Annotated in this window: 19 protein-coding genes and 1 other RNA gene; 15 read left to right on the top strand and 5 right to left on the bottom strand. The window is 63.5% G+C overall.

What is annotated here, in order from left to right; genetic code table 11:
• Positions 1-66: 66 nt before the first annotated feature.
• The gene (locus NCR34_RS10360) at positions 67-1,143 is read left to right on the top strand and encodes a glycosyltransferase family 4 protein (RefSeq protein WP_248320309.1); all 1,077 of its coding nucleotides are present in this window, start codon (positions 67-69) and stop codon (positions 1,141-1,143) included.
• 780 nt (positions 1,144-1,923) lie between these two features.
• On the opposite strand, the gene NCR34_RS10355 is transcribed toward NCR34_RS10360, so the two are convergent.
• The 5 genes from NCR34_RS10355 to ompA form a co-directional block, all read right to left on the bottom strand.
• Positions 1,924-4,338, bottom strand: coding sequence for an FG-GAP-like repeat-containing protein (locus tag NCR34_RS10355; RefSeq protein WP_250499790.1), 2,415 nt, complete (start codon positions 4,336-4,338; stop codon positions 1,924-1,926).
• Positions 4,339-4,897: 559 nt separating this feature from the next.
• Positions 4,898-5,255: a transfer-messenger RNA gene (gene ssrA, locus NCR34_RS10350) on the bottom strand.
• Between the two features lie 87 nt (positions 5,256-5,342).
• Positions 5,343-6,107 carry a phosphoglycolate phosphatase gene (gph, locus tag NCR34_RS10345; protein ID WP_248320307.1) on the bottom strand — a complete coding sequence of 255 codons (765 nt, stop codon included), beginning with the start codon at positions 6,105-6,107 and terminating at the stop codon, positions 5,343-5,345.
• A gap of 4 nt (positions 6,108-6,111) precedes the next feature.
• Complete coding sequence (ubiG, locus tag NCR34_RS10340; protein WP_175944635.1) at positions 6,112-6,810, bottom strand: bifunctional 2-polyprenyl-6-hydroxyphenol methylase/3-demethylubiquinol 3-O-methyltransferase UbiG; 699 nt, start codon at positions 6,808-6,810, stop codon at positions 6,112-6,114.
• 183 nt (positions 6,811-6,993) lie between these two features.
• Complete coding sequence (ompA, locus tag NCR34_RS10335) at positions 6,994-7,659, bottom strand: outer membrane protein OmpA (RefSeq protein WP_248320306.1); 666 nt, start codon at positions 7,657-7,659, stop codon at positions 6,994-6,996.
• Between the two features lie 662 nt (positions 7,660-8,321).
• On the opposite strand from ompA, the gene gyrA reads away from it, so the two are divergent.
• The 14 genes from gyrA (at position 8,322) to rfaD (ending at position 24,726) form a co-directional block, all read left to right on the top strand.
• The gene (gyrA, locus tag NCR34_RS10330) at positions 8,322-10,985 is read left to right on the top strand and encodes a DNA gyrase subunit A (protein ID WP_250499789.1); all 2,664 of its coding nucleotides are present in this window, start codon (positions 8,322-8,324) and stop codon (positions 10,983-10,985) included.
• A 177-nt stretch (positions 10,986-11,162) separates the two neighbouring features.
• Positions 11,163-11,771: a DUF2059 domain-containing protein gene (locus NCR34_RS10325; protein WP_159838093.1), complete on the top strand. Its 609-nt coding sequence runs from the start codon at positions 11,163-11,165 to the stop codon at positions 11,769-11,771.
• A 184-nt stretch (positions 11,772-11,955) separates the two neighbouring features.
• Positions 11,956-13,038 carry a 3-phosphoserine/phosphohydroxythreonine transaminase gene (gene serC, locus NCR34_RS10320; RefSeq protein ID WP_248320304.1) on the top strand — a complete coding sequence of 361 codons (1,083 nt, stop codon included), beginning with the start codon at positions 11,956-11,958 and terminating at the stop codon, positions 13,036-13,038.
• A 44-nt stretch (positions 13,039-13,082) separates the two neighbouring features.
• A complete protein-coding gene (gene pheA, locus NCR34_RS10315) occupies positions 13,083-14,165 on the top strand; it encodes a prephenate dehydratase (protein WP_248320303.1) in 1,083 nt (360 codons plus the stop codon).
• A 60-nt stretch (positions 14,166-14,225) separates the two neighbouring features.
• On the top strand, positions 14,226-15,152 hold the full coding sequence (locus tag NCR34_RS10310; RefSeq protein ID WP_248320302.1) for a prephenate dehydrogenase: 927 nt from the start codon (positions 14,226-14,228) through the stop codon (positions 15,150-15,152).
• A gap of 18 nt (positions 15,153-15,170) precedes the next feature.
• Positions 15,171-16,475, top strand: a complete 1,305-nt coding sequence (aroA, locus tag NCR34_RS10305) for a 3-phosphoshikimate 1-carboxyvinyltransferase (protein WP_248320301.1) — start codon at positions 15,171-15,173, stop codon at positions 16,473-16,475.
• A 58-nt stretch (positions 16,476-16,533) separates the two neighbouring features.
• Positions 16,534-17,214, top strand: coding sequence for a (d)CMP kinase (gene cmk, locus NCR34_RS10300; protein ID WP_175944621.1), 681 nt, complete (start codon positions 16,534-16,536; stop codon positions 17,212-17,214).
• A 170-nt stretch (positions 17,215-17,384) separates the two neighbouring features.
• Positions 17,385-19,100, top strand: a complete 1,716-nt coding sequence (gene rpsA, locus NCR34_RS10295) for a 30S ribosomal protein S1 (RefSeq protein ID WP_284502950.1) — start codon at positions 17,385-17,387, stop codon at positions 19,098-19,100.
• Between the two features lie 22 nt (positions 19,101-19,122).
• Positions 19,123-19,452, top strand: a complete 330-nt coding sequence (locus NCR34_RS10290; RefSeq protein ID WP_008342376.1) for an integration host factor subunit beta — start codon at positions 19,123-19,125, stop codon at positions 19,450-19,452.
• A gap of 305 nt (positions 19,453-19,757) precedes the next feature.
• Complete coding sequence (locus NCR34_RS10285; protein ID WP_175945260.1) at positions 19,758-20,051, top strand: LapA family protein; 294 nt, start codon at positions 19,758-19,760, stop codon at positions 20,049-20,051.
• 78 nt (positions 20,052-20,129) lie between these two features.
• On the top strand, positions 20,130-21,305 hold the full coding sequence (gene lapB / locus NCR34_RS10280; protein WP_248320300.1) for a lipopolysaccharide assembly protein LapB: 1,176 nt from the start codon (positions 20,130-20,132) through the stop codon (positions 21,303-21,305).
• 75 nt (positions 21,306-21,380) lie between these two features.
• Positions 21,381-22,784: a UDP-glucose dehydrogenase family protein gene (locus NCR34_RS10275; RefSeq protein WP_248320299.1), complete on the top strand. Its 1,404-nt coding sequence runs from the start codon at positions 21,381-21,383 to the stop codon at positions 22,782-22,784.
• The gene (rfaE1, locus tag NCR34_RS10270) at positions 22,750-23,727 is read left to right on the top strand and encodes a D-glycero-beta-D-manno-heptose-7-phosphate kinase (protein WP_248320298.1); all 978 of its coding nucleotides are present in this window, start codon (positions 22,750-22,752) and stop codon (positions 23,725-23,727) included. Before NCR34_RS10275 ends, rfaE1 begins: the two co-directional genes overlap by 35 nt.
• Positions 23,728-23,733: 6 nt before the next feature.
• On the top strand, positions 23,734-24,726 hold the full coding sequence (gene rfaD, locus NCR34_RS10265; protein ID WP_175944613.1) for an ADP-glyceromanno-heptose 6-epimerase: 993 nt from the start codon (positions 23,734-23,736) through the stop codon (positions 24,724-24,726).
• Positions 24,727-24,743: the final 17 nt, after the last annotated feature.

Here is a 24,743-nt window from a genome sequence, read left to right as displayed (position 1 = left end):
GGACGCCACGCAACCGTGGGCAGACGTGGCCCCGAACGCACTTCGGACCACCGAGGGACTGCACGCATGCGAATTCTCCAGGTCATACTGGCGCCTCGCCTTTCGGGGGCGGAAGTTCTCGCCAAGGGCGTCGCGATCGGTCATCAGCGCGCGGGACATAGCGTCTCGATCGCCTCGCTGATGCCCGAGCACGACGATTTCAGGCACATTAGCGCAGAGTTGCGCGCGCACGGCGTTTCGTGCGTCTTCCCGGCGAAGAATCCGACGAAGCTGGGCCGGCTGCTCTTTCTGCATCGCGCGATCCGGTCGTTCAAGCCCGACATCATCTTTGCGCACGCGACCATTCCGGCGCTTTACGTGCGCGCGTTGCCGACGCGCGTGCCGATCGTCTGGGTCATGCACTCGGGCGCGAACGACTTCGCCAATGCCGCGCTGATGCGCGCCGAGCGCCTGCTGTCGAATCGCGCGAAGGCGGTGATCGGCGTATCGCAGAAGAACATCGACGACTATGTGAAGGAGATCGGCCTGCATCCGTCGATGATCGTGGTGCCGAACGGCGTCGATGTCTCGCGCTTCGCCGACGATGCCGGGCCGCGCGTGCCCGTCGCGCATAAGCAGATCGTGCAGGTCGGCCGCTATATTCCCGAGAAGAATCAGCTGCAGACGGTCGAAGCGTTCGCGCACGTCGCCTGCGCCGATCGCGATGCGCGGCTCCTGCTATGCGGCGTCGTCGAAAACCTCGACTATCACGCGGCGGTGGTCGAGCGCGTCGCGCAGTTGGGGCTGAAGGATCGCGTGTCGATTCAGGGACCGCAGCAAAACGTCGCGCAGATTCTGCGGGCGTCGAGCGTGTTCGCCATGCCGTCGAGCTTCGAAGCGCACAGCATCGGCTTTCTGGAGGCGCTCGCGTCGGGCATTCCAGTGGTGGGCAACAGCATTGCGTCGTTCGCGTTCGCGGGCGGTTTCCCGGGCGTGCAACTGCTCGATACGAGCGACATCGCCGCCTACGGCCGCGCGCTTCTCGATGCGCTCTCGCAGCCGCGCGCCACGCGCCCGCTGCAAGGACTGACGCTGCAAAGCACGGCGGATCGGTATCTTGCGATTGCGCGCGATGTGCTGGATTTGCGCGTGGGGCTTGGTTGACGGGCGAGGGGGCGAAGAGCGCGCTGACCGCAGCACGGGACGGCGCGTTTTTTTTCCACCTCTTTGCTGCGGGCGTCTTGGGTCAGCGCCGTTCCGAGTACAGTTACGACACGTCGTGCTGAACTGAGCGTTGGCGTCCGTTGAACGGCAACACTTGAAGATCACGCGCCGCCCCGATCGAAAGGGCGGCGCGCTTTTGTTTGCCGCCGCAGTATGTGAGCGTCTTGATCCAGAGCGATTCCAATTCAATCCCGGCACGTCGCGCTGAACTTCGCGTTGGAGTCAGTTGGACGGCAAGACTTCAAGAACACGCGCCCTCGATCGAAGAGCGCATTTTTGTTTGCCGCGCTATTTAAGCGAGCGTCTCGATCCAGATGATTTCCAAGACAGTTGCGGCACGTCGCACTGAACTGCGCGTAGGCATCAGTTGAACGGTAAGACTCCGGAGATCACGCGCCGCCCGAATTAAGAAGGGCGCTTCTTCGTTTGCCGCGCTATTAAGCGAGCGTCGCGATCCAGAGCGATTTGAAGACAGTTGCGGCACGTCGCCCTGAAGTGCGCGTTGGCGTGAGTTGCACGGCAAGACTTGAAAGTCACGCGCCACCCGGATGAAAAAAGGGCGGCGCACTTTCATTCGCACCCTAGTAAGCGACCGTCTTGAGCCAAGACGAATCGGAGTACGAACGGCTCAGACTCGGCCAAATTTGCGCGTGGGCGCAAGCGAAACGCCAATGACCAGAGACGCCACGCGCCGCCCAAACCAGAAGCGCGGCGCGTGTTCTATTTGCCGCCCCAGTAAGCGAGCGTCTTCAGCCAGAGCGATTCCGAATACAGCCCCGGCAAGTCTCCCCAAATCTGCACCGGCCCCAGCCTGAACGATGCGTCGACGTCATAGCCGGATAAGCTCGGCGCGCCGCCGGTGTAATAGAACTCCTTGAGAATCGCGTTCGCGCGGCTGAACAGGATCAGCGTGGCGTGGTTGTCGTGATCGTTGCGACGAATCAGCGCCGGCATGGAATCGGCGTACGACGTGCCCGCCAGCGTCGCGGTTTCCTCGGCCGGGCCGAACACCTTGCCGCCCTCGATGCCGAAGACGCGCGTGCTGGCCGAGTCGCCTCGTGGCGCGAGCACCGCGAGATCGTCGATGCCGTCGCCATCGATATCGCCTGCCGCGACTTTCACGGACGCGGCGCGCAGTTGCGGGTACACGTTCGTGCGGTAGCTGGCTTCGAATGCAGCGCCCGTGCTCGCCAGTTGCGAGAGCGCGAGCGCGCCGTTCACGTTCTCCATCGCGATGAGTCCCGCGCGCTCCGATCCCGCGACGCGCGCAGGCACGAAGCGGGCGCTCGCGGACAGCGCGGGCGCATTGAGCCAGAGCGCAGGCGGGCTCGCCGTCGCTCCATTCGATGCGAGCACCCAGAGATCCAGCCCTGCGTCCTTGCGCTGCTGTGCAATCGCGACGTCGGCGCGGCCGTCGCCGTTGAAATCGCCCGCGATGTATTGCTGCGCGTTGGCAGGCGTCCATTCGGCGCTCGTCTGGAACCAAAGTCGCGGCGCTTCGAAGCGCGTGCCCGCGCTTTTGAGCAGCCAGAACGCCGTGCCGCCGTTCCGTGGCGTGATCACCATCAGATCGGCGCGACCGTCGCCGTCGAAATCGCCGAGCAGAAAGCGCGCGCTGTCGAAGCAGAGCGTGTCCGCCTCGCAGGTCGGCGCGCTCGCCTGCGGATCGAACGGCACGGCGTTCAGATACCACGGCGCGGCCTGATCCATGCGCGACATTTCCGCGACCCAGACGTTGAAGCCCGGTCCGTCCTTGCGACGCTGCACGTACACGGCGCTGTCGCGGCCGGTGCCGCGCACGTCGCCGTAGAGCGCGCCTTCCTGGCGGGTATCGGTCCACACGGTCTGCGGCGTCGGCGACCAGCGATATTCCGCCGTCAGCAGCGAGCAGCGCCCGGCGGTGACCGCGCCGTTTTTCTCGCCCAGACAGTGATTGAGCGGCGTGTAGACGAAGCCGAAGTCCCACGGCGTCCAGCGCTGCGACGCGCTCTTCGCGTTGCACGCTTCTTCGACCAGCCCCGAGTCGCGTTCGGCGATGCACGCGTGGGTGGCGGCGTTCACGAGCAGCGCGTCGTTCTTTTCGCCGGGCGTCGCGGGCAACTGTTGCCAGAACCAGTTCTGCGAGGCATCGCCAGAACACGCGCCAAGGCGCGGCGGCTGGCCCGCGCCGCCGGATTGCAGGCATCGGCTCGAATATTCGTTGACGAGCTGCAGCGGTCGCAGCTGGAAGTCCGGGCCGCCGTCGTTCGCGCGGGCGCTGCTCCAGTAGCGGCGAGCGACCCAGTTGCCGTCCCACATGTATTCGTCGAAGACGTGGCCGGCGTCGTTCCCGTCGACGGAAAAGTAGCTGCCGACGACATCGCGCTTGCGCAGCGTCTCTTCGGCGTCCAGATTCTTGGGCAGGCCGCCGGTTGGGTAGGTGACGTGATAGCCGATCGGCAGATCGCGTTTGAGGCTCTGCGCGACCACGCGCGTGACGCGCGCCGCGTAGATGTGGTCCGGGTGCTCCATGAACGCGACCGTGTCCGGATTCAGCGTGTAGATGGCGGTGGCCTGCGTGAGAATCGCGCGCAGCGTCGCGGACAGTGAGGCCCGGTCGTATGTCGTCGCCCCCGTGCCGTCCGACTGCATCGGATAAGTGGTCACCGTCTGGCCGCGATCCCACAGCAGCCCGAGCGGGACTTTCCCGCCGCGCACGCCGCCGCCCGGCAGCCGCAGTTCGAGCAGCTTGACGCGCGGCTGTCCGGCAAGCACCAGTTGATGCACGGGCTTGCCGGCAAGCATGACGGTCGATTCCTGCCACCGGTCCGGCACGCCCGCCATTCGCGCGTAGGCGAGCTTGGTGCCGGTCTCGCGTAGCAGCACGTAGTCGAACTTGGCGCCGTTCGCGCCGCCGATCAGATGAACGGTGGTCACGCACCAGCCGGCGTCGAGTTTGTCGCTGATGCCGGGATTGACGAAGAGCAGGTCGTCATCCAGATGCGCCACCACGGTGACGAGCGTGCCTGCGCGGCAATCGGCGGAGGCGGTCGCGGTCGCAGCCCGCGCGGCCATCGGAAGAAGCAGGGCGAGCATCGCCCACACGAGCGCCATCACGCTCGTTCGAATGTTCTTGATACCGCTTTCTCGATACATGCTTCTCCCGCAACGCGCCGGTTCGCCGGATAAAGCAGAAGATTGCCTTCGCGCGGACGGCACGGTCGGTTGCCGAGCGAACACGTCTGACGGATACAAGCGCGTTCAATCCGACGAAAAAAAGCCTCGCCGAATGGCGAGGCTAAAGTACTTGGAATGGCTTCCCGTCCACGAGAACGAGAAGCGTGAAAAGGTTAATGTCGCGGCGCTAGGAGAAAAATCGGATTTGTCGGAGAACGACCTCCGCATCCGTCTCCGCGCCAGGATTGTTGACCGAGGTCAGTCATGTAAGCGGAACAAAGGGAAGCGTGCGCTGATTGTCAGATGGCTGACGCGCAGCAATAGATTCGGACGGCTCCGATACGAAGCGCGCACCGCGGCCTCTATTCTGTGGCCCGTAGCTCGCGTCGTCTCTGCCGCAGCTATGTCTCTCAAGGATGTTTGCCCCGCCTCGCGCGGGGCTTTTTTTCGCCTGTGCGATGAGACAGAGGCAGCACGCACGCTAAGGCACAAACAAAAAACCCGCGACGCTTGCGCGATCGCGGGTTTCGAAATGGGGTGGTGGAGGCGGCGGGAATCGAACCCGCGTCCAGAAGCGCTCTACGACCAGTTCTACATACTTAGTTCTGTCTTTTGATTTAACCGCAACGACGCGGACGAACACGCTGCGTTACGGCGATTCACTAAATTTTCGATCTTGGCGTCGTGACGCCACCAAGACTTATCTGACGTATATGACCTCTCGCGGTATTGCTACCCTAACCCGTCAGCGAATTAGTGAGAGGACGGCGGCCCTTAGGCTGCCAGTGCGAACGTATCGTCGTTTGCAGTTACGTTTTTCCCATTGATTAACGAGGTGACGGGTCCTCGGTATGCCCTGACCGCTTCACAACCCCTGTCGAAACCAGGTCGCCCCCAAAGCGGAACTGAGATTATCCCACGAAATACTGTATGAGGCGAACCGCGGCTTTTTTCAAGAGCCTGCGCCGTCCGCGCTCGCGCCGTCAGGGGATCTCGCGCAGCAGCAGCTGCAACTCCTCGGTTGATTCGACGACGTGATCCGCGTGCCAGCGATGCGGCGGGATGTCGTCGCCACAATAGCCGTACGCGGCGGCGACCGTGATCATGCCGGCGGCGAAGCCGGCCTGAACGTCGCGCAGGTCGTCGCCGACGTAGACGATGCGCTCCGGCGCGACGTCGAGCAAATCCGCAGCGTGCAAAAGCGGCGCGGGATGCGGCTTCGAATGCGGCGTCGTGTCGCCGCAAACGAGGCAGCCGGCGCGCGTATCGAGCCCGAGCAGTCCGACGAGCGGCGCGGCGAGCCGCGTCACCTTGTTCGTGACGATGCCCCAGCGCACGCCGCGCGCGTCGAGCTCGTCCAGCAATTCGCTGATGCCCGGGAACAGCGTCGTTTCGATGCAGAGGTCCGCCTCGTAATTGGCGAGGAACTCCTCGCGCATCGAGGCGAACTCGTGGTGCTCCGGCCCGATTTCGAACGCGCCGCCGAGCAAGCCGCGCGCGCCCGCCGATGCGTACGGCCGCAGCGCCTCCAGCGGACGCATTTCGAGCCCGCGGTCGTGGCGCATCTTGTTGACGGCCGCCACGAGATCCGGCGCGGTATCGGCGATAGTGCCGTCGAGATCGAACAGCACCGCCTGGCAGAGCCCGAGCGAGCGGCCATCGGCCGCGCGTTGCGGCTGCGGCGTGGGATCGTCGGGCAGGGGCTTCGTCTGGACGATGCCCGTTTCGTCTTGTTCTTCCGGAGTCATGGCGTCACGCTTCCCGACGGCAAGCCATCATGTAGTTGATGCTCGTGTCGTTGGAAAGGCCGAAGTGCTGTGAGATCGGCCGGTACGTGATGCCCTTGATGTCGACCGGCAAGAGCGACGCCGTGCGCGCGAACGTCGCCAGTTCCGAGGGCTTGATGAAGCGCGCGTAATCGTGCGTGCCGCGCGGCAGCATCCGCGCAATGTACTCGGCGCCGATCACGGCGAAGAGATACGCCTTGGCGTTCCGGTTGAGCGTAGAGAAGAACACCCAGCCGCCGGGTTTGACGAGCGCGGCGCACGCGGCGACGGTGCCAGCGGGATTCGGCACGTGCTCGAGCATCTCCATGCAGGTCACGACGTCGTACGAGCCCGGCTCGCGCGCGGCGAGCGCCTCGGCCGAGATTTCCTCGTACGCCACCTCGACGCCGCTTTCGAGACTATGCAGGTCCGCGACGCCGAGCGCGTTCGACGACAGATCGATGCCTTTCACCGTTGCGCCGCGCGTGGCCATCGACTCCGACAGGATGCCGCCTCCGCAGCCGATGTCGAGGACACGCTTGCCCATCAGATGCGCGTGCGCGTCAATCCAGTCGAGCCGCACCGGATTCAGCTCGTGCAGCGGCTTGAACTCGGCGTTCGGGTCCCACCAGCGATGCGCCAGATCGCTGAATTTCTGCAGTTCGTGGGGATCGACATTCGTCATGAGGAGGACCTTGGCTAAACGTGAATCGGTAGGGTCGAGTATATAGGCGGTCAACAGACCGGGCAAAACGCACGGCGCGTTCCGCGGTGGCATGCAGCAAGAAACTTCGTGAATGCGCCGCCGTTGGGCATAAAAAAACCCCCGCCGAGGCGGGGGTTCGAGTCTGCGGCAAGCCGGCAGAGCTTACTGTTGCGGCTGACGCGTCGTGCCGACAACTTCGACTTCCACGCGACGATCCGGTGCGAGGCAGGCGATGAGTTGCTTGCGATTGCGCTGCGTGCACGAACCCTTCGTGACCGGGTCGCGCTTGCCCTTGCCTTCCGTGTAGATACGGTTGGCTTCGATGCCCTTGCTGACCAGGTACGCCTTGACAGCTTGCGCACGGCGCAGCGACAGACGGTCGTTGTACTTGTCCGAACCGATGCGGTCGGTGTAACCCGTTGCAACCACGACTTCGAGGTTCAGCGCGCCGATCTTCGATGCGAGATCGTCCAGCGCGGTCTTGCCGGCCGGCTTCAGGACTGCCTTGTCGAAGTCGAACAGGGCGTCGGCCTGGTACGTAACCTTCTGGCTGGTGATAGCCGGTGCGGGCGGCGGCGGCGGAGCAACTGCCGGAGCCGGGGCTTGCGCGACCAGTGCGCCATCGCACTTCGCGTTAGCCGTGGCCGGCGTCCAGAATGCGTCGCGCCAGCACAGTTCGTTCGTGCCGTTCATCCACACATACTCGCCCGTGCCATTCACCCAGTTGTCATTGACGGCTTGTCGCGAGGCCGGCACCGATTGCGCCGAGGCCGATGCAGCCATAACTGCGGTAGCTGCAATGAACGCGAGCTTTGAAAGTTTATTCATATTTCTCCTCTCGAAATTGAGATTACCGCAGGTTTACTGCGAGCCTTGTAGACGAAGACAGGTCATACATTGCTCGAAGTATAACATTCCCCTGCGGAACAAAACGCTTTGTATAGACTTCGAGCAGTGTCTAACTTTGTGCGTTGGCATTTTGCCATATCGTTCCCTTGCAACGATAAAAATATCCCCGCACCCAGTTCGGCCGCAACCTTATGTGGTGCCTCCGCAACAAGAAAGGGACAGGAGCCGGCCCCGCGCCACAAAGGCGCCGAACCTGCGCATATCGCGTGCCTAAACGGCGTTTCCCGCGCATTTTTATCGCCGCCGCTTCGCCGTTGCCGAAGCGCTGAGGCGGCATGATATCCCGGCTCGATGACCAATTGACGGAAATCGTTCCCCAGTTTTTGTAAGTAATTGGTACAGCCTGACGCCGTTCAGAATGCCTGCGACGCCGCACGGACGGCGCACCAACACTATGTATACGCACCTCGCCGGACGCGAAGGTGCCGCATGGTAGAATCTCGCGATGCGCTGCGTTCGCAGCGCCGCAGCGTACGCCGGCTACGCGCCTGGCCGGCGCAAGTCGCGCGGCCGGCTGGCGGGTGTCGCGAAACTCACGAACGCGCTGCCGTGTCGCTGCTGCACAGTTCAAGACACGGATAATGGATCAATTCGCCAAAGAGACTCTGCCTATCTCCCTCGAGGAGGAAATGCGCCGTTCGTATCTCGATTACGCGATGAGCGTAATCGTCGGGCGCGCGCTTCCCGATGTCCGCGATGGCCTGAAGCCGGTGCATCGCCGGGCGCTGTACTCGATGCATGAACTGAACAACGACTGGAATCGCGCGTACAAGAAGTCGGCGCGTATCGTCGGGGACGTCATCGGTAAGTACCATCCGCACGGCGACGCCTCGGTGTACGAAACCATCGTCCGCATGGCGCAGCCGTTCTCGCTGCGCTACATGCTCGTGGACGGGCAGGGCAACTTCGGTTCCGTCGACGGCGACAACGCCGCGGCCATGCGCTACACCGAAATTCGCATGGCGAAGATCGGCCACGAGCTGCTCGCCGACATCGACAAGGAAACCGTCGACTTCGGTCCCAACTACGACGGCAGCGAAAACGAACCGCTCGTGCTGCCGGCGCGAATCCCGAATCTGCTGATCAACGGCTCGGCCGGCATCGCGGTCGGCATGGCGACCAACATTCCGCCGCACAATCTGCGCGAAATCGTCGATGCCTGCCTCCATCTGCTGAACAATCCCGAATCGTCGGTCGACGAGCTCATCGAGATCGTGCCCGCGCCGGACTTCCCGACCGCCGGCATCATCTATGGCGTGGCCGGCGTGCGCGACGGCTACCGCACCGGGCGCGGGCGCGTCGTCATGCGCGCGGCCACGCACTTCGAGGAGATCGACCGCGGCCAGCGCATGGCCATCATCGTCGACGAAATTCCGTATCAGGTGAACAAGCGCACGCTGCTCGAGCGCATCGCGGAACTCGTCAACGAGAAGAAGATCGAGGGCATCTCCGACATTCGCGACGAATCCGACAAGAGCGGCATGCGCGTCGTGATCGAGCTCAAGCGCGGGGAAGTGCCCGAAGTCGTCCTGAACAACCTGTACAAGCAGACGCAGCTTCAGGACACGTTCGGCATGAATCTGGTCGCGCTCGTCGACGGTCAGCCCAAGCTGCTGAATCTGAAGGAAATGCTGGAGTGCTTCCTGTCGCATCGACGGGAAGTGCTGACGCGGCGCACTGTATACGAACTGCGCAAGGCGCGCGACCGCGGTCACGTGCTCGAAGGTCTCGCCGTGGCGCTCGCGAACATCGACGAGTTCATCGCCATCATCAAGGCTGCGCCCACGCCGCCTATCGCGAAGCAAGAGCTGATGAACCGTCCGTGGGACTCGTCGCTCGTGCGCGAAATGCTGACGCGCGCGGAGACTGAAGCCTCGGGCGGGCGCCTCGCGTATCGTCCGGAAGGGCTTAATCCGGCTTACGGTCTGCAGGAAGACGGCCTGTACAAGCTGTCGGACGTGCAGGCGCAGGAAATTCTGCAGATGCGGCTGCAGCGCCTGACGGGCCTCGAGCAGGACAAGATCGTCGGCGAGTATCGCGAGGTCATGGCGCAGATCGCCGACCTGCTCGACATTCTCGCGCGGCCGGAACGCATCCGGCAGATGATCGTGGAAGAACTCGGCCAGGTGCGCGCGGAATTCGGCGACGAGCGTCGCTCGCGCATCGAAATGAACGCGACCGAGCTCAATACCGAAGACCTGATCACGCCGCAGGAAATGGTCGTGACCATGTCGCATGCCGGCTACGTGAAGTCGCAGCCGCTTTCCGAATACCGCGCGCAGAAGCGCGGCGGGCGCGGCAAGCAGGCCACGCAGATGAAGGAAGACGACTGGATCGACACGCTCTTCATCGCGAACACGCACGATCACATGCTGTGCTTCTCGAACCGCGGCCGCGTCTACTGGGTCAAGGTCTACGAAGTGCCGCAAGGCTCGCGCAACTCGCGCGGCCGGCCGATCGTCAACATGTTCCCGTTGCAGGACGGCGAGAAGATCAACGTCGTTCTGCCGATCAAGGAATTCTCGGCGGACAAGTACGTGTTCATGGCCACCGCGCTCGGCACCGTCAAGAAGACGCCGCTCGAAGCGTTCAGCCGTCCGCTGAAGAAGGGCATCATCGCGGTCGGTCTGGATGACGGCGACTACCTGATCGGCGCGGCCATCACCGACGGCGCGCACGACGTCATGCTGTTCTCGGACTCGGGCAAGGCCGTGCGTTTCGACGAAAACGACGTCCGCGCGATGGGCCGCGAAGCCCGCGGCGTGCGTGGCATGCAGCTCGAAGAAGGGCAGCAGGTCATCGCGCTTCTGGTGGCGGGCGGCGAGAACCAGTCGGTGCTGACGGCCACGCAGAACGGCTTCGGCAAGCGCACGCCGATCAACGAGTACACGCGCCACGGCCGCGGCACGAAGGGCATGATCGCGATCCAGACATCGGAGCGCAACGGCAAGGTGGTCGCCGCGACGCTCGTCGATTCGGAAAGCCAGATCATGCTGATCACCACGTCGGGCGTGCTGATTCGCACCCGCGTGTCAGAGATCCGCGAAATGGGCCGCGCAACCCAAGGTGTTACACTCATCAGCCTTGACGAGGGCACGAAGTTGTCGGGACTGCAGCATATCGCCGAAGCCGAGGCGGACGCTGAACTCGAAGAAGCGGACGTAGCCGATGCCGCCGCGGATGCCGACGCTTCCGCCGCACCGCCCGACGAATCTCAAAATGGCGACGCGGGCGAAGACGCCTGATATTTTTTGTGTCGCCGGTTTCTCGTTATCGCTTTTGAAAGCCTGAATTGGTTAAGCTGCGCGACGTGAGCCTCATGCCGGCGCTGCGTTTCTCGAGTGAGAACGCGAGCGCCGCTCGTGCGGACGTGCAAGGCTCGTCGCGAGTGCTGAACTGAATATTTTTTACAGGGAGTAATGATGCAAGGACGTTTCAAGCAGTGGATGTTGCTGGCCGCTTTCGTGCCGACTTTCGCGATGGCTCAGTCGCTTCAGAACCAGGCGCCGAACCAGGCGGCGGCGCCGGCCGCAGCAGCACCGGTTGATCCGGCCAAGCAAGCTGCGATCAAGGATCTGCTCGACGCAATCGACGCGCAAAAGCTCGTCGGCGCAATCGGCAACAGCGCACAGATGCAAGCGAAGCAGCTCGTTCCGGCCATCCTGTCGGACGCGCTGTCGGAAAACAAGTCGCTGAACGACAAGCAGAAGCAGGCTGCTGTCCCGACGCTGCAGAAGAACGCAGTGCCGAAGCTGGTGGACTCGGCAGGCCAGGTGTTCGCCACGGATAACTTCCGCCAGGACGCCATGAAGGCCCAGTACGACGCGTACGCGAAGTACTACTCGACCGACGAGATCAAGGACCTGACGAACTTCTACAAGAGCCCGACGGGTCGCAAGTTCATTCAAGTGCAAGATCAGGTCGGCCGCGACGTCGTCAACGGTCTGATGCAGAAGTACATGCCGCAAGCCATCAAGGCAACCCGCACGCAAGCGGATCAGGAAGTGGCGAGCGTCAAGCCGGGCAAGTAAGCACGGCGTGACAACCGGAAAACCCGCGGCGAGGCGCGCTGCCCCGCGCGTTGGCGGGTTTTCAGGACAGTGCGATAATGGCTGTTTGTGCAAACGCACAAGCAGCCATTTCCTTTTTAGGCGCGCGTCATCCGCTGAACTCAGCGACTCGACCCAACGCCGCGCCTGCCATTCGGGATTCCACATGCGCGTGTTCAATTTCTCCGCCGGCCCGGCCGCGATGCCAGAAGAAGTGTTGAGGCAAGCCGCCGACGAAATGCTCGACTGGCACGGCAGCGGCATGAGCGTGATGGAAATGAGCCACCGCGGCGCGGAATTCATGTCGATCCACGAAGCGGCGCTCACCGACCTGCGTGAACTGCTGAAGGTGCCGGCTTCGCATCGCATCCTGTTTTTGCAGGGCGGCGGCATCGGCGAAAACGCCATCGTGCCGATGAATCTGCTCGGCGCGAAGAAGACTGCGGATTTCGTCATGACGGGTTCGTGGTCGACGAAGTCCTACAAGGAAGCGCAGAAGTACTGTACGCCGCACGTCGCGGCCACGGGCAAGACGGAGCAAGGCTTCACGCGCGTGCCGGCCATCGGCGAATGGAAGCTGTCGGACGATCCCGCCTACGTGCATCTGTGCACGAACGAAACCATCGACGGCGTCGAGGCCTTCGACATTCCCGATCTCGGCGACATTCCGCTCGTCGCGGATGCATCGTCGCACATCCTGTCGCGTCCGATGGACGTCGCCAAGTTCGGCGTGCTCTTCGCGGGCGCGCAGAAGAACATCGGCATGGCGGGCGTGACGGTCGTGATGGTGCGCGAAGACCTGCTGGACCGCGCGCTGTCCATTTGTCCGTCCGCGTTCGAGTGGAAGACGGTCGCCGAGAACAACTCGATGTTCAACACGCCGCCCACGTACGCCATCTACATGGCCGGTCTCGTCTTCAAGTGGCTCAAGAAGCAGGGCGGCCTCGAGGCGATGGAAGCGCGCAACGTCGAAAAGGCGAAGCTGTTGTACGACACCATCGACGCCAGCGATTTCTACGTCAACAAGGTCGAGCGGCAGAATCGTTCGCGCATGAATGTGCCGTTCTTCCTTGCCGATGAATCGCGCAATACCGATTTCCTGGCCGGCGCCAAAGCGCGCGGGCTACTGCAGCTGAAGGGCCACAAGTCCGTCGGTGGCATGCGGGCATCGATCTACAACGCGGTGCCGGTCGAGGGCGTCAGGGCGCTCGTCGACTATATGAAGGAATTCGAGCGGACGAGCGCGTGAACGCGCCGTCGCTCCTCTAACCGCATTCGCTCAACACGCACCGCATGGACGACGATCTCAATTCAAAGCTCAAACCGCTGCGCGAGCGCATCGACGCGCTCGACGCACAACTCATCGCGCTCTTGAACCAGCGCGCTTCCGTGGCGCTCGAAGTGGGCGAGGTGAAGAAGCACTTCAACGCGCCGGTGTTTCGTCCGGAGCGTGAGATGCAGGTCATCGCGCGCTTGCAGGCCATGAGCGACGGCCCGCTCGCCGCCGACCACATCAGCGCGATCTGGCGCGAGATCATGGCCGCGAGCCGCGCGCTCGAACAGACGCTGCGCGCCGCGTTCCTCGGGCCGGTCGGCACCTACAGCGAACAGGCGATGTTCGAATACTTCGGACACTCGATCGAAGGCCTGCCGTGCCCGTCCATCGACGAAGTGTTCCGCTCGGTCGAAGCCGGCGCGGCGCAGTACGGCGTCGTGCCCGTCGAGAATTCGGCGGAAGGCGCGGTGTCGCGCACGCTGGATCTGCTGCTGCAAACGCAACTCGTGATCGGCGGCGAGCTTGCGTTGCCGATTCATCACAATCTGCTGACGGCGTCCGGCTCGCTGGAAGGCGTGACGCGCGTCTGCGCGCACCCGCAGGCGCTCGCGCAGTGCCAGCGGTGGCTTTCCGCGAACGCGCCGCATCTGGAGCGGCAGGCGGTGTCGAGCAATGCCGAAGCCGCGCGCATGGCCGTGGCGGATCCGACCGTGGCTGCAATCGCCGGCGACCGCGCGGCGACGCACTACGGCCTGGGCGTCGTGTATTCGCTGATCCAGGACGATCCGCACAACCGCACGCGCTTCGTGATCATCGGCAAGCAGCCGTCGGACGCGAGCGGCCACGACCAGACTTCGCTCATCGTGTCGGTCGCGAACGAGCCGGGCGCGGTGTTCAAGCTGCTGGAGCCGCTCGCGAAGCACGGCGTCTCGATGACGCGCTTCGAATCGCGGCCCGCGCGCGTCGGGACGTGGGAGTACTACTTCTATATCGATCTCGAAGGCCATCGCAACGATGCGTCGGTGGCCGCCGCGCTGGAAGAACTCGGGCAGAAGGCCGCGTTTCTCAAGATTCTCGGGTCGTATCCGCGCGCCCGGTAAAATTCGCGCTTTCAGCCGTTCCGTCTTCCGCGTCTTTCGACGCGCTTTTTGCGATGTCCCGTGGCCGCGTTCACTTTCAATAAACTGGTTATTTTCGGCGTCGGCCTGATCGGCGGATCGCTCGCGCGCGCGTTGCGCGAACGCGCCGGGCTCGCCGGGCGCGTGGTCGGCGTCGGGCGTTCGGCGCAGTCGGTGGCGCGCGCGGTCGAGCTCGGCGTCATCGACGAAGCCGCCGCGCTGGATGACGACGCCGCGCTCGCTCGCGCTTTGCAGGGCGCCGATATCGTGCTGCTCGCCGCGCCGGTCGCGCAGACGCAGCCGTTGCTCGCGCGCATCGCGCCGTTTCTGGACGCGCACGCCATCGTGACGGATGCCGGCAGCACGAAGAGCGACGTTGTCGCAGCGGCACGGGCGGCACTCGGCGAACGCGTCGCGCAGTTCGTGCCGGGACATCCGATTGCCGGGCGCGAGTCGAGCGGCGTCAATGCCGCGTTGCCTGATCTTTATGTCGATCGCAATGTCGTGCTGTGTCCGCTTGCCGAGAACGCGCCCGAAGCCGTCGAGCGCATTGCCGCGATGTGGCGGGCGACCGGCGCGGCGTTGCACACGATGAGCGAGGCGCAGCACGATCGCGTGTTCGCGTCGGTGAGTCATCTGCCGCATGTGCTCTCGTTCGCGCTCGTCGAGCAGATTCTCGAAGCGCCGGACGCGCAACTGAAGTTCTCGTTCGCTGCGGGTGGCTTTCGCGATTTCACGCGCATTGCGGCGTCGAGCCCGGAAATGTGGCGCGACGTCTGTCTGGCGAACCGCGCGGCGCTGCTCGCCGAACTCGACGCCTACACCGACGTGCTGGCGCGGTTTCGCGCGGCCATCGACGCGTCGGACGGCGCCGCGCTCGAAGCCGCGTTCGCGCGCTCGCGCGTGGCGCGCACGGAGTGGCAGGAACGCGGCGGCAAGAAGATTTCCGGCGATCCCGCCGCGAAATAAGACACACCAGGAAACAGCATGGAACATCTCGACCTCGGACCCTTCGCGCGCGCGTCCGGCACGGTGCGGCTGCCCGGCTCGAAGAGCATCTCGAACCGCGTGCTGCTGCTCGCCGCGCTTTCGACCGGCGAAACGGCGATCACCAATCTGCTCGATTCCGACGACACGCGCGTGATGCTGACCGCGCTGGAAACGCTCGGCGTATCGCTCCAACGCGATGGCGAGCGCGTGACCGTCACGGGCACGGGCGGCGCGTTTCCGTCCAAGTCGGCGGAGCTTTTTCTCGGCAACGCGGGAACGGCGGTGCGTCCGCTGACGGCGGCGCTCGCGGTCAACGGCGGCGAATACCGCGTGCACGGCGTGCCGCGCATGCACGAGCGGCCGATCGGCGATCTCGTCGACGGCTTGCGTCAGATCGGCGCGAACATCGACTACGAGCAGAACGACGGCTTCCCGCCGCTCAGGATTCACGCGTCGAAGATCGCCGTGGACAAGCCCATTCGCGTGCGGGGCGACGTGTCGAGCCAGTTTCTCACCGCGCTCCTGATGAGCCTGCCGGTCATCGAGGGCCGCAGCGGCCCGGTGACGATCGAAGTCGAAGGCGAGCTCATTTCGAAGCCCTATATCGAAATCACGGTGCGGTTGATGGAACGCTTCGGCGTCACCGTCGAGCGCGACGGCTGGGCGCGGTTCACCGTGCCCGCGGGCGCGTCGTACCAGTCTCCCGGCGCGATCATGGTGGAAGGCGACGCGTCGTCCGCGTCGTATTTTCTGGCGGCGGGCGCCATCGGCCACGGGCCGGTGCGCGTGGAAGGCGTCGGACGGTCGAGCATTCAGGGCGACGTCGGCTTCGCGGATGCGCTCAATCGCATGGGCGCGAACGTGATGATGGGCGACGACTGGATCGAGGTGCGCGGCGTCGAGTCCGACGACGGCAAGCTCGCGCCCATCGACATGGACTTCAACCTGATTCCCGACGCCGCGATGACCATTGCCGTGGCCGCGCTTTTCGCGAACGGCACGACGACGCTGCGCAACATCGCAAGCTGGCGCGTGAAGGAAACCGACCGCATCGCCGCGATGGCGACCGAATTGCGCAAGGTCGGCGCGACGGTCGAGGAGGGCGCGGATTATCTGGTCGTCACGCCGCCGGCGAAGCTCACCGCGAACGCCGCGATCGACACCTACGACGATCACCGCATGGCCATGTGCTTCTCGCTCGTGAGTCTGGGCGGCGTGCCCGTGCGCATCAACGATCCGAAGTGCGTGAACAAGACTTTCCCCGACTATTTCGACCGTTTCGCGACGCTCGTCAGAACCTGAGCCGCGCCATGCCTTCCATCACGAAAACAGCAACAACGGGCCGCAACGGCCATACGCAATGAAACCGAGCCGTCCATTCGACCCCACTCCAGTCATCACCATCGACGGGCCGACGGCGTCCGGCAAGGGCACGGTCGCGGCGGTCGTCGCGGCCACGCTCGGGTTTCACCTGCTCGACAGCGGCGCGCTGTACCGGCTCGCGGCGCTCGCGAGCGTCCGCTACGGCATCGACAAGGGCGACGCCCCCGCGCTTGCAAACCTCGTCGGCGACCTCCATATCACCTTTCGCGAAGGGTGCGCGCAACTGGACGGCGTCGATGTATCGACCGAAATCCGCGCCGAGGAAATCGGCAATCGCGCGTCCGCGATCGCAGTGCATCCCGAAGTGCGGCAGGCGCTCGTCGCCCGGCAGCGGGCGTTTCGCAAGCGCCCGGGGCTCGTCGCCGACGGCCGCGACATGGGCACGGTCATCTTCCCCGACGCCACGCTGAAGGTGTTTCTGACCGCGAGCGTCGAGGCCCGCGCGGCGAGACGCCATAAGCAATTGATGCAAAAAGGCTTTTCTGCTAATATGGATGACTTGCTGCGCGATTTGCGCGAACGCGACGCCCGCGACATGAACCGGGCAGCCGCGCCGCTCAAGCCCGCGGCGGACGCGAAGACGCTGGACACCTCCGGTTTGTCGATCGATCAAGCGGTCGAACAAATCATCGGCTGGTACAGCGAAGTGCGCGTGTAGCTGAAAACGTAGTAGATGTGCCGGTTCGCCCGCCGCTGTGGTCGGCTGCCGGATAGTTGGGTGCTCCGTCATGTGGCCGAGCGTGTGTTAAACCCCTTAACCCCGTACGGCTTCGCGCATCGTCGGCCCTTTTCGGCCATTAGCGCAAAGCTGTGCAAATATTGATTTTTATGTCCGACCTGCAAACCTCCACCCCGAATAACGAATCTTTTGCGGCTCTGTTCGAAGAGTCGCTGACCAAGCAGGACATGCGCGCTGGCGAAGTGATCTCCGCCGAAGTCGTGCGTGTCGACCACAACTTCGTGGTCGTGAATGCTGGTCTGAAGTCCGAAGCCTATATTCCGCTCGAAGAGTTCCTGAACGACGCGGGTGAAGTGGAAGTGCAGGCGGGCGACTTCGTTTCCGTCGCGATCGACGCGCTGGAAAACGGCTATGGCGACACTATCCTGTCGCGCGACAAGGCGAAGCGTCTGGCTTCGTGGCTGTCGCTGGAAAAAGCGCTGGACAACAACGAACTCGTCACCGGCACCATCACCGGCAAGGTGAAGGGCGGCATGACCGTGATGGTCAACGGCATCCGCGCGTTCCTGCCGGGTTCGCTCGTGGACACGCGTCCGGTCAAGGACACGACCCCGTACGAAGGCAAGACGCTCGAATTCCGCGTCATCAAGCTCGACCGCAAGCGTAACAACGTCGTGCTGTCGCGCCGTGCCGTGATCGAAGCTACCCAAGGCGAAGAGCGCGCAAAGCTGCTCGAAACGCTGAAGGAAGGCGCGATCGTGGAAGGCGTGGTCAAGAACATCACCGACTACGGCGCGTTCGTGGACCTCGGCGGCATCGACGGCCTGCTGCACATCACCGACATCGCATGGCGTCGCGTGCGTCACCCGTCGGAAGTGCTGTCGGTCGGCCAGGAAGTCACCGCGAAGATCCTCAAGTTCGACCAAGAGAAGAACCGCGTTTCGCTCGGTATCAAGCAACTGGGCGACGATCCGTGGGAAGGCATCTCGCGCCGTTACCCGTCGGGCACGCGTCTGTTCGGTAAGGTCACGAACATCACCGACTACGGCGCATTCGTCGAAGTGGAATCGGGCATCGAAGGCCTCGTCCACGTGTCGGAAATGGACTGGACGAACAAGAACGTTGCACCGTCGAAGGTCGTGCAGCTGGGCGACGAAGTCGAAGTCATGGTTCTCGAAATCGACGAAGACCGCCGTCGTATCAGCCTCGGCATGAAGCAGTGCAAGCCGAATCCGTGGGACGACTTCAGCCGCAACTTCAAGAAGGGCGACAAGCTGCAAGGCGCGATCAAGTCGATCACCGACTTCGGCGTCTTCATCGGTCTGCCGGGCGGCATCGACGGTCTGGTTCACCTGTCGGACCTGTCGTGGTCGGAAACGGGCGAAGAAGCTGTTCGCAAGTACAAGAAGGGCGACGAAGTCGAAGCCGTGGTTCTGGGCATCGACGTCGAGAAGGAGCGCATTTCGCTCGGCATCAAGCAGCTCGAAGGCGATCCGTTCAGCAACTTCGTCGCGATCAACGACAAGGGCGCTATCGTCGACGGCGTCGTGAAGTCGGTCGATCCGAAGGGTGCGGTCGTCACGCTGTCGGGCGAAGTCGAAGGCTACCTGCGCGCTTCGGAAATCGCACAGGACCGCGTGGAAGATGCGCGCAACGTGCTGAAGGAAGGCGACAAGGTCAACGCGATGATCATCAACATCGATCGCAAGTCGCGCGGCATCAACCTGTCGATCAAGGCGAAGGATTCGGCCGAGCAGCAGGAAGCCATGCGCGGCCTGCAAGCTTCGGACTCGAACGCCGCCGCTACCGGCACGACCAACCTCGGCGCGCTGCTGAAGGCCAAGCTCGACGGCCAGAACAGCTAAGCCTTAACGGTACTGCTGCAGTATGACCAAATCGGAATTGGTCGCCCAGTTGGCCTCGCGATTTCCGCAACTTGTGCTCAAGGATGCGGATTTCGCGGTCAAGACGATGCTCGATGCAATGTCGGAGGCGCTTGCCAACGGTCATCGCATCGAAATTCGCGGCTTCGGCAGCTTCGGGCTCAACCGTCGTCCGTCGCGCGTCGGGCGCAATCCCAAGTCGGGTGAAAAAGTGCTGGTGCCGGAGAAATTCGTGCCGCACTTCAAGCCGGGCAAGGAGTTGCGTGAACGCGTCGATGGCCGCGCGGGCGAGCCGCTGAAGGCGTCGAATGACGACGATGCGGACGATCTCTGATCGGCGCGCATCGCTACGAATCATTGCGTGCGCGTGCGCGCAAGTGATCCGCCGCGACGTCCGGCCACGAGGCAATCGACCAGAAAAGCACCCCATGTGGGTGCTTTTTTTTCGTCCCGACGGGCTGCACGCGGCGCCTCGCGTTCGCTAGCGCACATAGTTCGGACGTTTCGTCGGAGGCTTGGGCCGCGCCGGTGCTTCCAAGCAAACGCATCCATTACAATACCGGTCACTTTGACTCGGGTAATCACGTAGGCCGAACGGCGAAGCGACGGCCGCGGATGCCCCGCCATTGCGAGACGTTCATGAAATTCATAGTCTGGCTGATCCGCGTTCTGGTCTTCGTGTTGTTGCTCGTGCTGGCGCTCGCCAACACGCAGACGGCGACGCTGAATTTCCTCGCAGGCTACGCCTGGCAGGCGCCGCTGATCCTGATCGGGCTGGCGTTCTTCGTCGTGGGACTGCTCGCCGGGCTCGTTTCGGCGGTGCCGGCGATGCTGCGCTTGCGGATCGAAAACGGGCGTCTGAAGCGCGACGTGCGCGCCGCACGGGAAACGCCGCTGGTCAAAGAAGAACCGCCGATGCCGCCGCTCATCTGATACGCGCATCGTCCGGGCGGCGGCGCTTGCGCTTGATTCGCCCGAAGCAGACACCTAACCGACTCACCGAACATTCGCATGGATCTAGACTTCTGGTGGCTGCTCGTCATCCCGGTCGCATTCGCGCTAGGCTGGATGGCATCGCGCTACGACCTGAAAACGCTGTTATCCGAGAATGCGAACTTGCCGCGCTCGTACTTTCGCGGCCTGAATTTCCTGCTCAACGAGCAACACGACAAGGCGATCGACGCGTTCATCGAAGTCGCCAAGCTGGACCCGGAAACGATCGAACTACACTTTGCGCTCGGCAATCTGTTTCGGCGGCGCGGCGAGACGGATCGCGCGATTCGCGTGCATCAGAATTTGTTGAGCCGCGCTGATCTGCCGGTCGCCGAACGCGATCACGCGCTGTATGAACTCGGGCAGGACTTCCTGAAGGCGGGCTTGCTGGATCGCGCGGAGGAAACGTTTCGGTCGCTGGAAGCCGGCGAATATTCGCTCGGCGCGCAACGCGCGCTGCTCACCATTTACGAGATCGAGAAGGACTGGCCGAAATCCATCACCACGGCCGAGCGCATCGAGAAAATGGGCGCGCCGTCGCTGCATATGGAAATCGCGCATTTCCATTGCGAACTCGCGCAGGAAGCGTTGCAGCGCAAGAATCTGGAGGATGCGCGCGCCGAACTGAAGCTCGCGCTGGCGTCGAATCCGGACAACGTCCGCGCCACGATTCTCTCGGGCGACGCCGAAGCCGCCGCCGGAAACATCGAGGCCGCGATTGCTGTCTGGAAGCGCGTCGAGGCGCAGAACGAAGCGTATCTGCCGCTCGTCGCCGAGAAGCTGATGAAGGCCTATGCCGCGCTGGGTCGCAAGGAAGAAGGCGTCGACTTGCTGATCGACTACGCGACGCGTTATCCGTCGAACGATCTGCTGGATGTCGCGTACAAGCATGTCCAGGAATTGCGCGGTCTCGATGCGGCGCACGCGCTCGTGCGCAGGCAAATGGAGATCGCTCCGAATCTCGCGGGCATGACGCGCCTGCTCGAAGCGCAGGAAGCGACCGCCGAGGAGCCGCGCCGGGGCGAACTGCAGCTCATGCGCACGCTCGTCAAGCAACGCACCAAGAATTTGCCGCGGTATACATGTCAAACGTGTGGATTCCGCGCGCGCCTGTTTTATTGGCAGTGCCCCGGCTGCAGCGGCTGGGAGACCTACGCGCCACGACGCGTCGAACCGATCACGAGTTCGGCCTGAGTTCGCACACCATCGCGAGCGCGCTGTTTTCGCGCTCATCATCATCGCCGCTATCTTAGAAACCCACGGAGAGCTATGAAAGTTACCATCGTTGGTACGGGTTACGTCGGTCTTGTGACCGGTGCTTGCCTCGCTGAAATCGGCAATGACGTGTTTTGTGTCGACGTCGATCCGCGCAAGATCGAGATCCTCAATAACGGCGGCGTGCCGATTCACGAGCCGGGCCTCCAGGAAATGCTCAAGCGCACGCGTGCAGCGGGGCGCATCCAGTTCTCCACTGACGTAAAGGCGAGCGTCGAGCACGGCGACATCCAGTTCATCGCGGTCGGCACGCCGCCCGACGAAGACGGCTCGGCCGACTTGCAGTACGTGCTCGCGGCCGCGCGCAACATCGGACGCTATTCCAACGGCTTCAAGGTGATCGTCGACAAGTCGACGGTGCCGGTCGGCACGGCGCTGCAAGTCAAGCGCGTCGTCGACGAAGAACTGAAGGCGCGCGGACTCGATGTCGCGGACAAGCACGGCTTTTCCGTCGTATCGAATCCCGAGTTCCTGAAGGAAGGCGCCGCGGTCGACGACTTCATGCGGCCGGACCGCATCGTGATCGGCATCGACGACGATCAAGCCGGCAACCGCGCGCGCGAAATGATGAAGCGCCTTTACGCGCCGTTCAACCGCAATCACGAGCGCACGCTCTACATGGACGTGCGCTCCGCCGAGTTCACGAAGTACGCCGCCAACGCCATGCTGGCCACGCGCATCTCGTTCATGAACGATCTGTCGAATCTGGCGGATGCGGTCGGCGCGGACATCGAATCCGTGCGTCGCGGCATTGGCTCGGACCCGCGCATCGGCTATCACTTCCTGTATGCGGGTTGCGGCTACGGCGGCTCGTGCTTCCCGAAGGACGTGCAGGCGCTCGTGCAGACGGCGCGCGAAAACGGACATCGGCTGCAGATTCTCGAATCGGTCGAAGCGGTCAACAACGCGCAGAAGGAAGTGCTCGTCAACAAGATCGTCAAGCGCATGGGCGAGGACCTGCGCGGCCGCACGTTCGCCGTGTGGGGCCTCGCATTCAAGCCGAATACCGACGACATGCGCGAGGCGTCGAGCCGGCGTCTGATCGCGTCGCTGCTCGAACGCGGCGCGACCGTGCGGGCGTACGATCCTGTCGCCATGACCGAAGCGCAGCGCGTGTTCGCGCTCGATCTGGAAGGCCGCCGCGAGGACATGGAGCGTCTGCACTTCGTGCAAACGCAGCAGGAAGCCTTGACGGGCGCGGACGCGCTCGTCATCGTGACCGAATGGAAGGAATTCAAGAGCCCGGACTTCGGGCACTTGAAGAGCGAGCTGAAGATGCCGGTTATCTTCGACGGCCGCAATTTGTATGAACCGGAAGCGATGGCTGAACTAGGCATCGATTATTTTGCAATAGGACGTCCCCATGTCGAACTCGACGGCAATGGCAGCCGGCAATAGCCCGGCGAATATCCCAGTGGTGCCGCGCGCCCGCATTTCCGCGGCGCGCGTGCTGGTGGTCGGCGATGTGATGCTCGACCGCTACTGGTTCGGCGATGTGAACCGCATCTCGCCCGAGGCGCCCGTGCCGGTCGTGCACGTGCAGAAGAAGGAGGATCGCCTGGGCGGGGCGGCGAACGTCGCGCGCAACGCGGCGGCCCTCGGCGCGCAGGCGGGTCTGCTGTGCGTCGTGGGGCATGACGAGCCGGGCGAGCGCATCGTCGAGCTGCTCGGCGAAAGCCGGGTCGCCGCGCACTTGGCGCGCGACCCGGAGTTGCTCACGACCATCAAGCTGCGCGTGTTGTCGCGTCAGCAGCAACTGCTGCGCGTCGACTTCGAGAACACGCCGAATCACGAAGTGCTGCGCGCGTGCCTCGAACGCTTCACGGAGCTGCTGCCGCAGCACGACGTCATTCTGATGTCGGACTACGCGAAGGGCGGTCTCACGCACGTTACGAAGATGATCGCCGACGCGCGCGAGGCCGGCAAACCCGTGCTCGTCGATCCGAAGGGCGACGACTGGGAGCGTTATCGCGGCGCGACGCTCATCACGCCGAATCGCGCGGAACTGCGCGAAGTGATCGGCCACTGGAAGTCCGAGGAAGACCTGCACGAGCGCGTGACGAAGCTGCGAACGGATCTGGATCTAGGCGCGCTCTTGCTGACGCGCTCGGAAGAGGGCATGACGCTCTTCACGGAGAACCAGGTGCTGCACAATTCGGCCGAAGCGCGCGAAGTGTATGATGTGTCGGGCGCGGGCGACACCGTCATCGCAACGGTCGCCACCATGCTCGGCGCAGGCGTGCCGCTCGTCGATTCCATCGTGTATGCGAACCGCGCGGCCGGCATCGTCGTGGGCAAGCTCGGCACGGCGACCGTCGACTACAACGAACTCTTCGCCTGATCTCACATGACTTTCATCGTTACCGGGGCGGCCGGCTTCATCGGCAGCAATATCGTCAAGGCGCTCAACGAGCGCGGCGAGCATCGCGTGATCGCGGTGGACAACCTCACGCGCGCCGACAAGTTCAAGAATCTCGTCGATTGCGAGATCGACGATTACCTCGACAAGACCGAGTTCGTCGAGCGCTTCCGGCGCGGCGACTTCGGCAAGGTGCGCGCGGTGTTCCACGAAGGCGCCTGCTCCGACACGATGGAAACCGACGGCCGCTACATGATGGACAACAACTTCCGGTACAGCCGGGACGTGATGGACATCTGTCTCGCGCAGGGCGCGCAGTTTCTGTATGCGTCGTCGGCGGCGACCTACGGCGGATCGAGCCGCTTCGTCGAGGAGCGCGAAGTCGAGAAGCCGCTCAACGTGTACGGTTACTCGAAGTTCCTTTTCGATCAGATCGTGCGTCAGGTCTTGCCGAAGGCAGGCAGCCAGATCGTCGGCTTCCGCTATTTCAACGTGTACGGTCCGCGCGAGACGCACAAGGGGCGCATGGCGTCGGTCGCGTTTCACAACTTCAACCAGTTCCGCGCCGAAGGCAAGGTCAAGCTCTTCGGCGAATACAACGGCTACGCGGCGGGCGAGCAGACGCGCGATTTCGTGTCCGTGGAAGACGTGGTGAAGGTCAATCTGCACTTTCTCGATCATCCTGAGAAGTCGGGCATCTTCAATCTCGGCACGGGGCGCGCGCAGCCGTTCAACGACATTGCGTCGACGGTCGTCAACTCGCTTCGCGCGATCGACGGCGAAGCGCCGCTGTCGCTCGCGGAACTCGTGCAGCGCGGGCTGATCGAGTACATTCCGTTTCCCGACGCGCTGCGCGGCAAGTACCAGTGCTTCACGCAAGCGGACCAGACGCGCCTGCGCGCAGCCGGCTACGAAGCGCCGTTTCTCACCGTTCAGGAAGGCGTCGACCGCTACGTGCGTTGGCTATTCGGCCAGCTATAAACGCCATCGAAGTCTCT

The organism is Caballeronia sp. GAWG1-5s-s, assembly GCF_023631445.1.
Lineage (GTDB): Bacteria > Pseudomonadota > Gammaproteobacteria > Burkholderiales > Burkholderiaceae > Caballeronia.
Note: the sequence above shows the minus strand (reverse complement) of the source record. Positions and strands in the feature narration are given on the sequence as shown.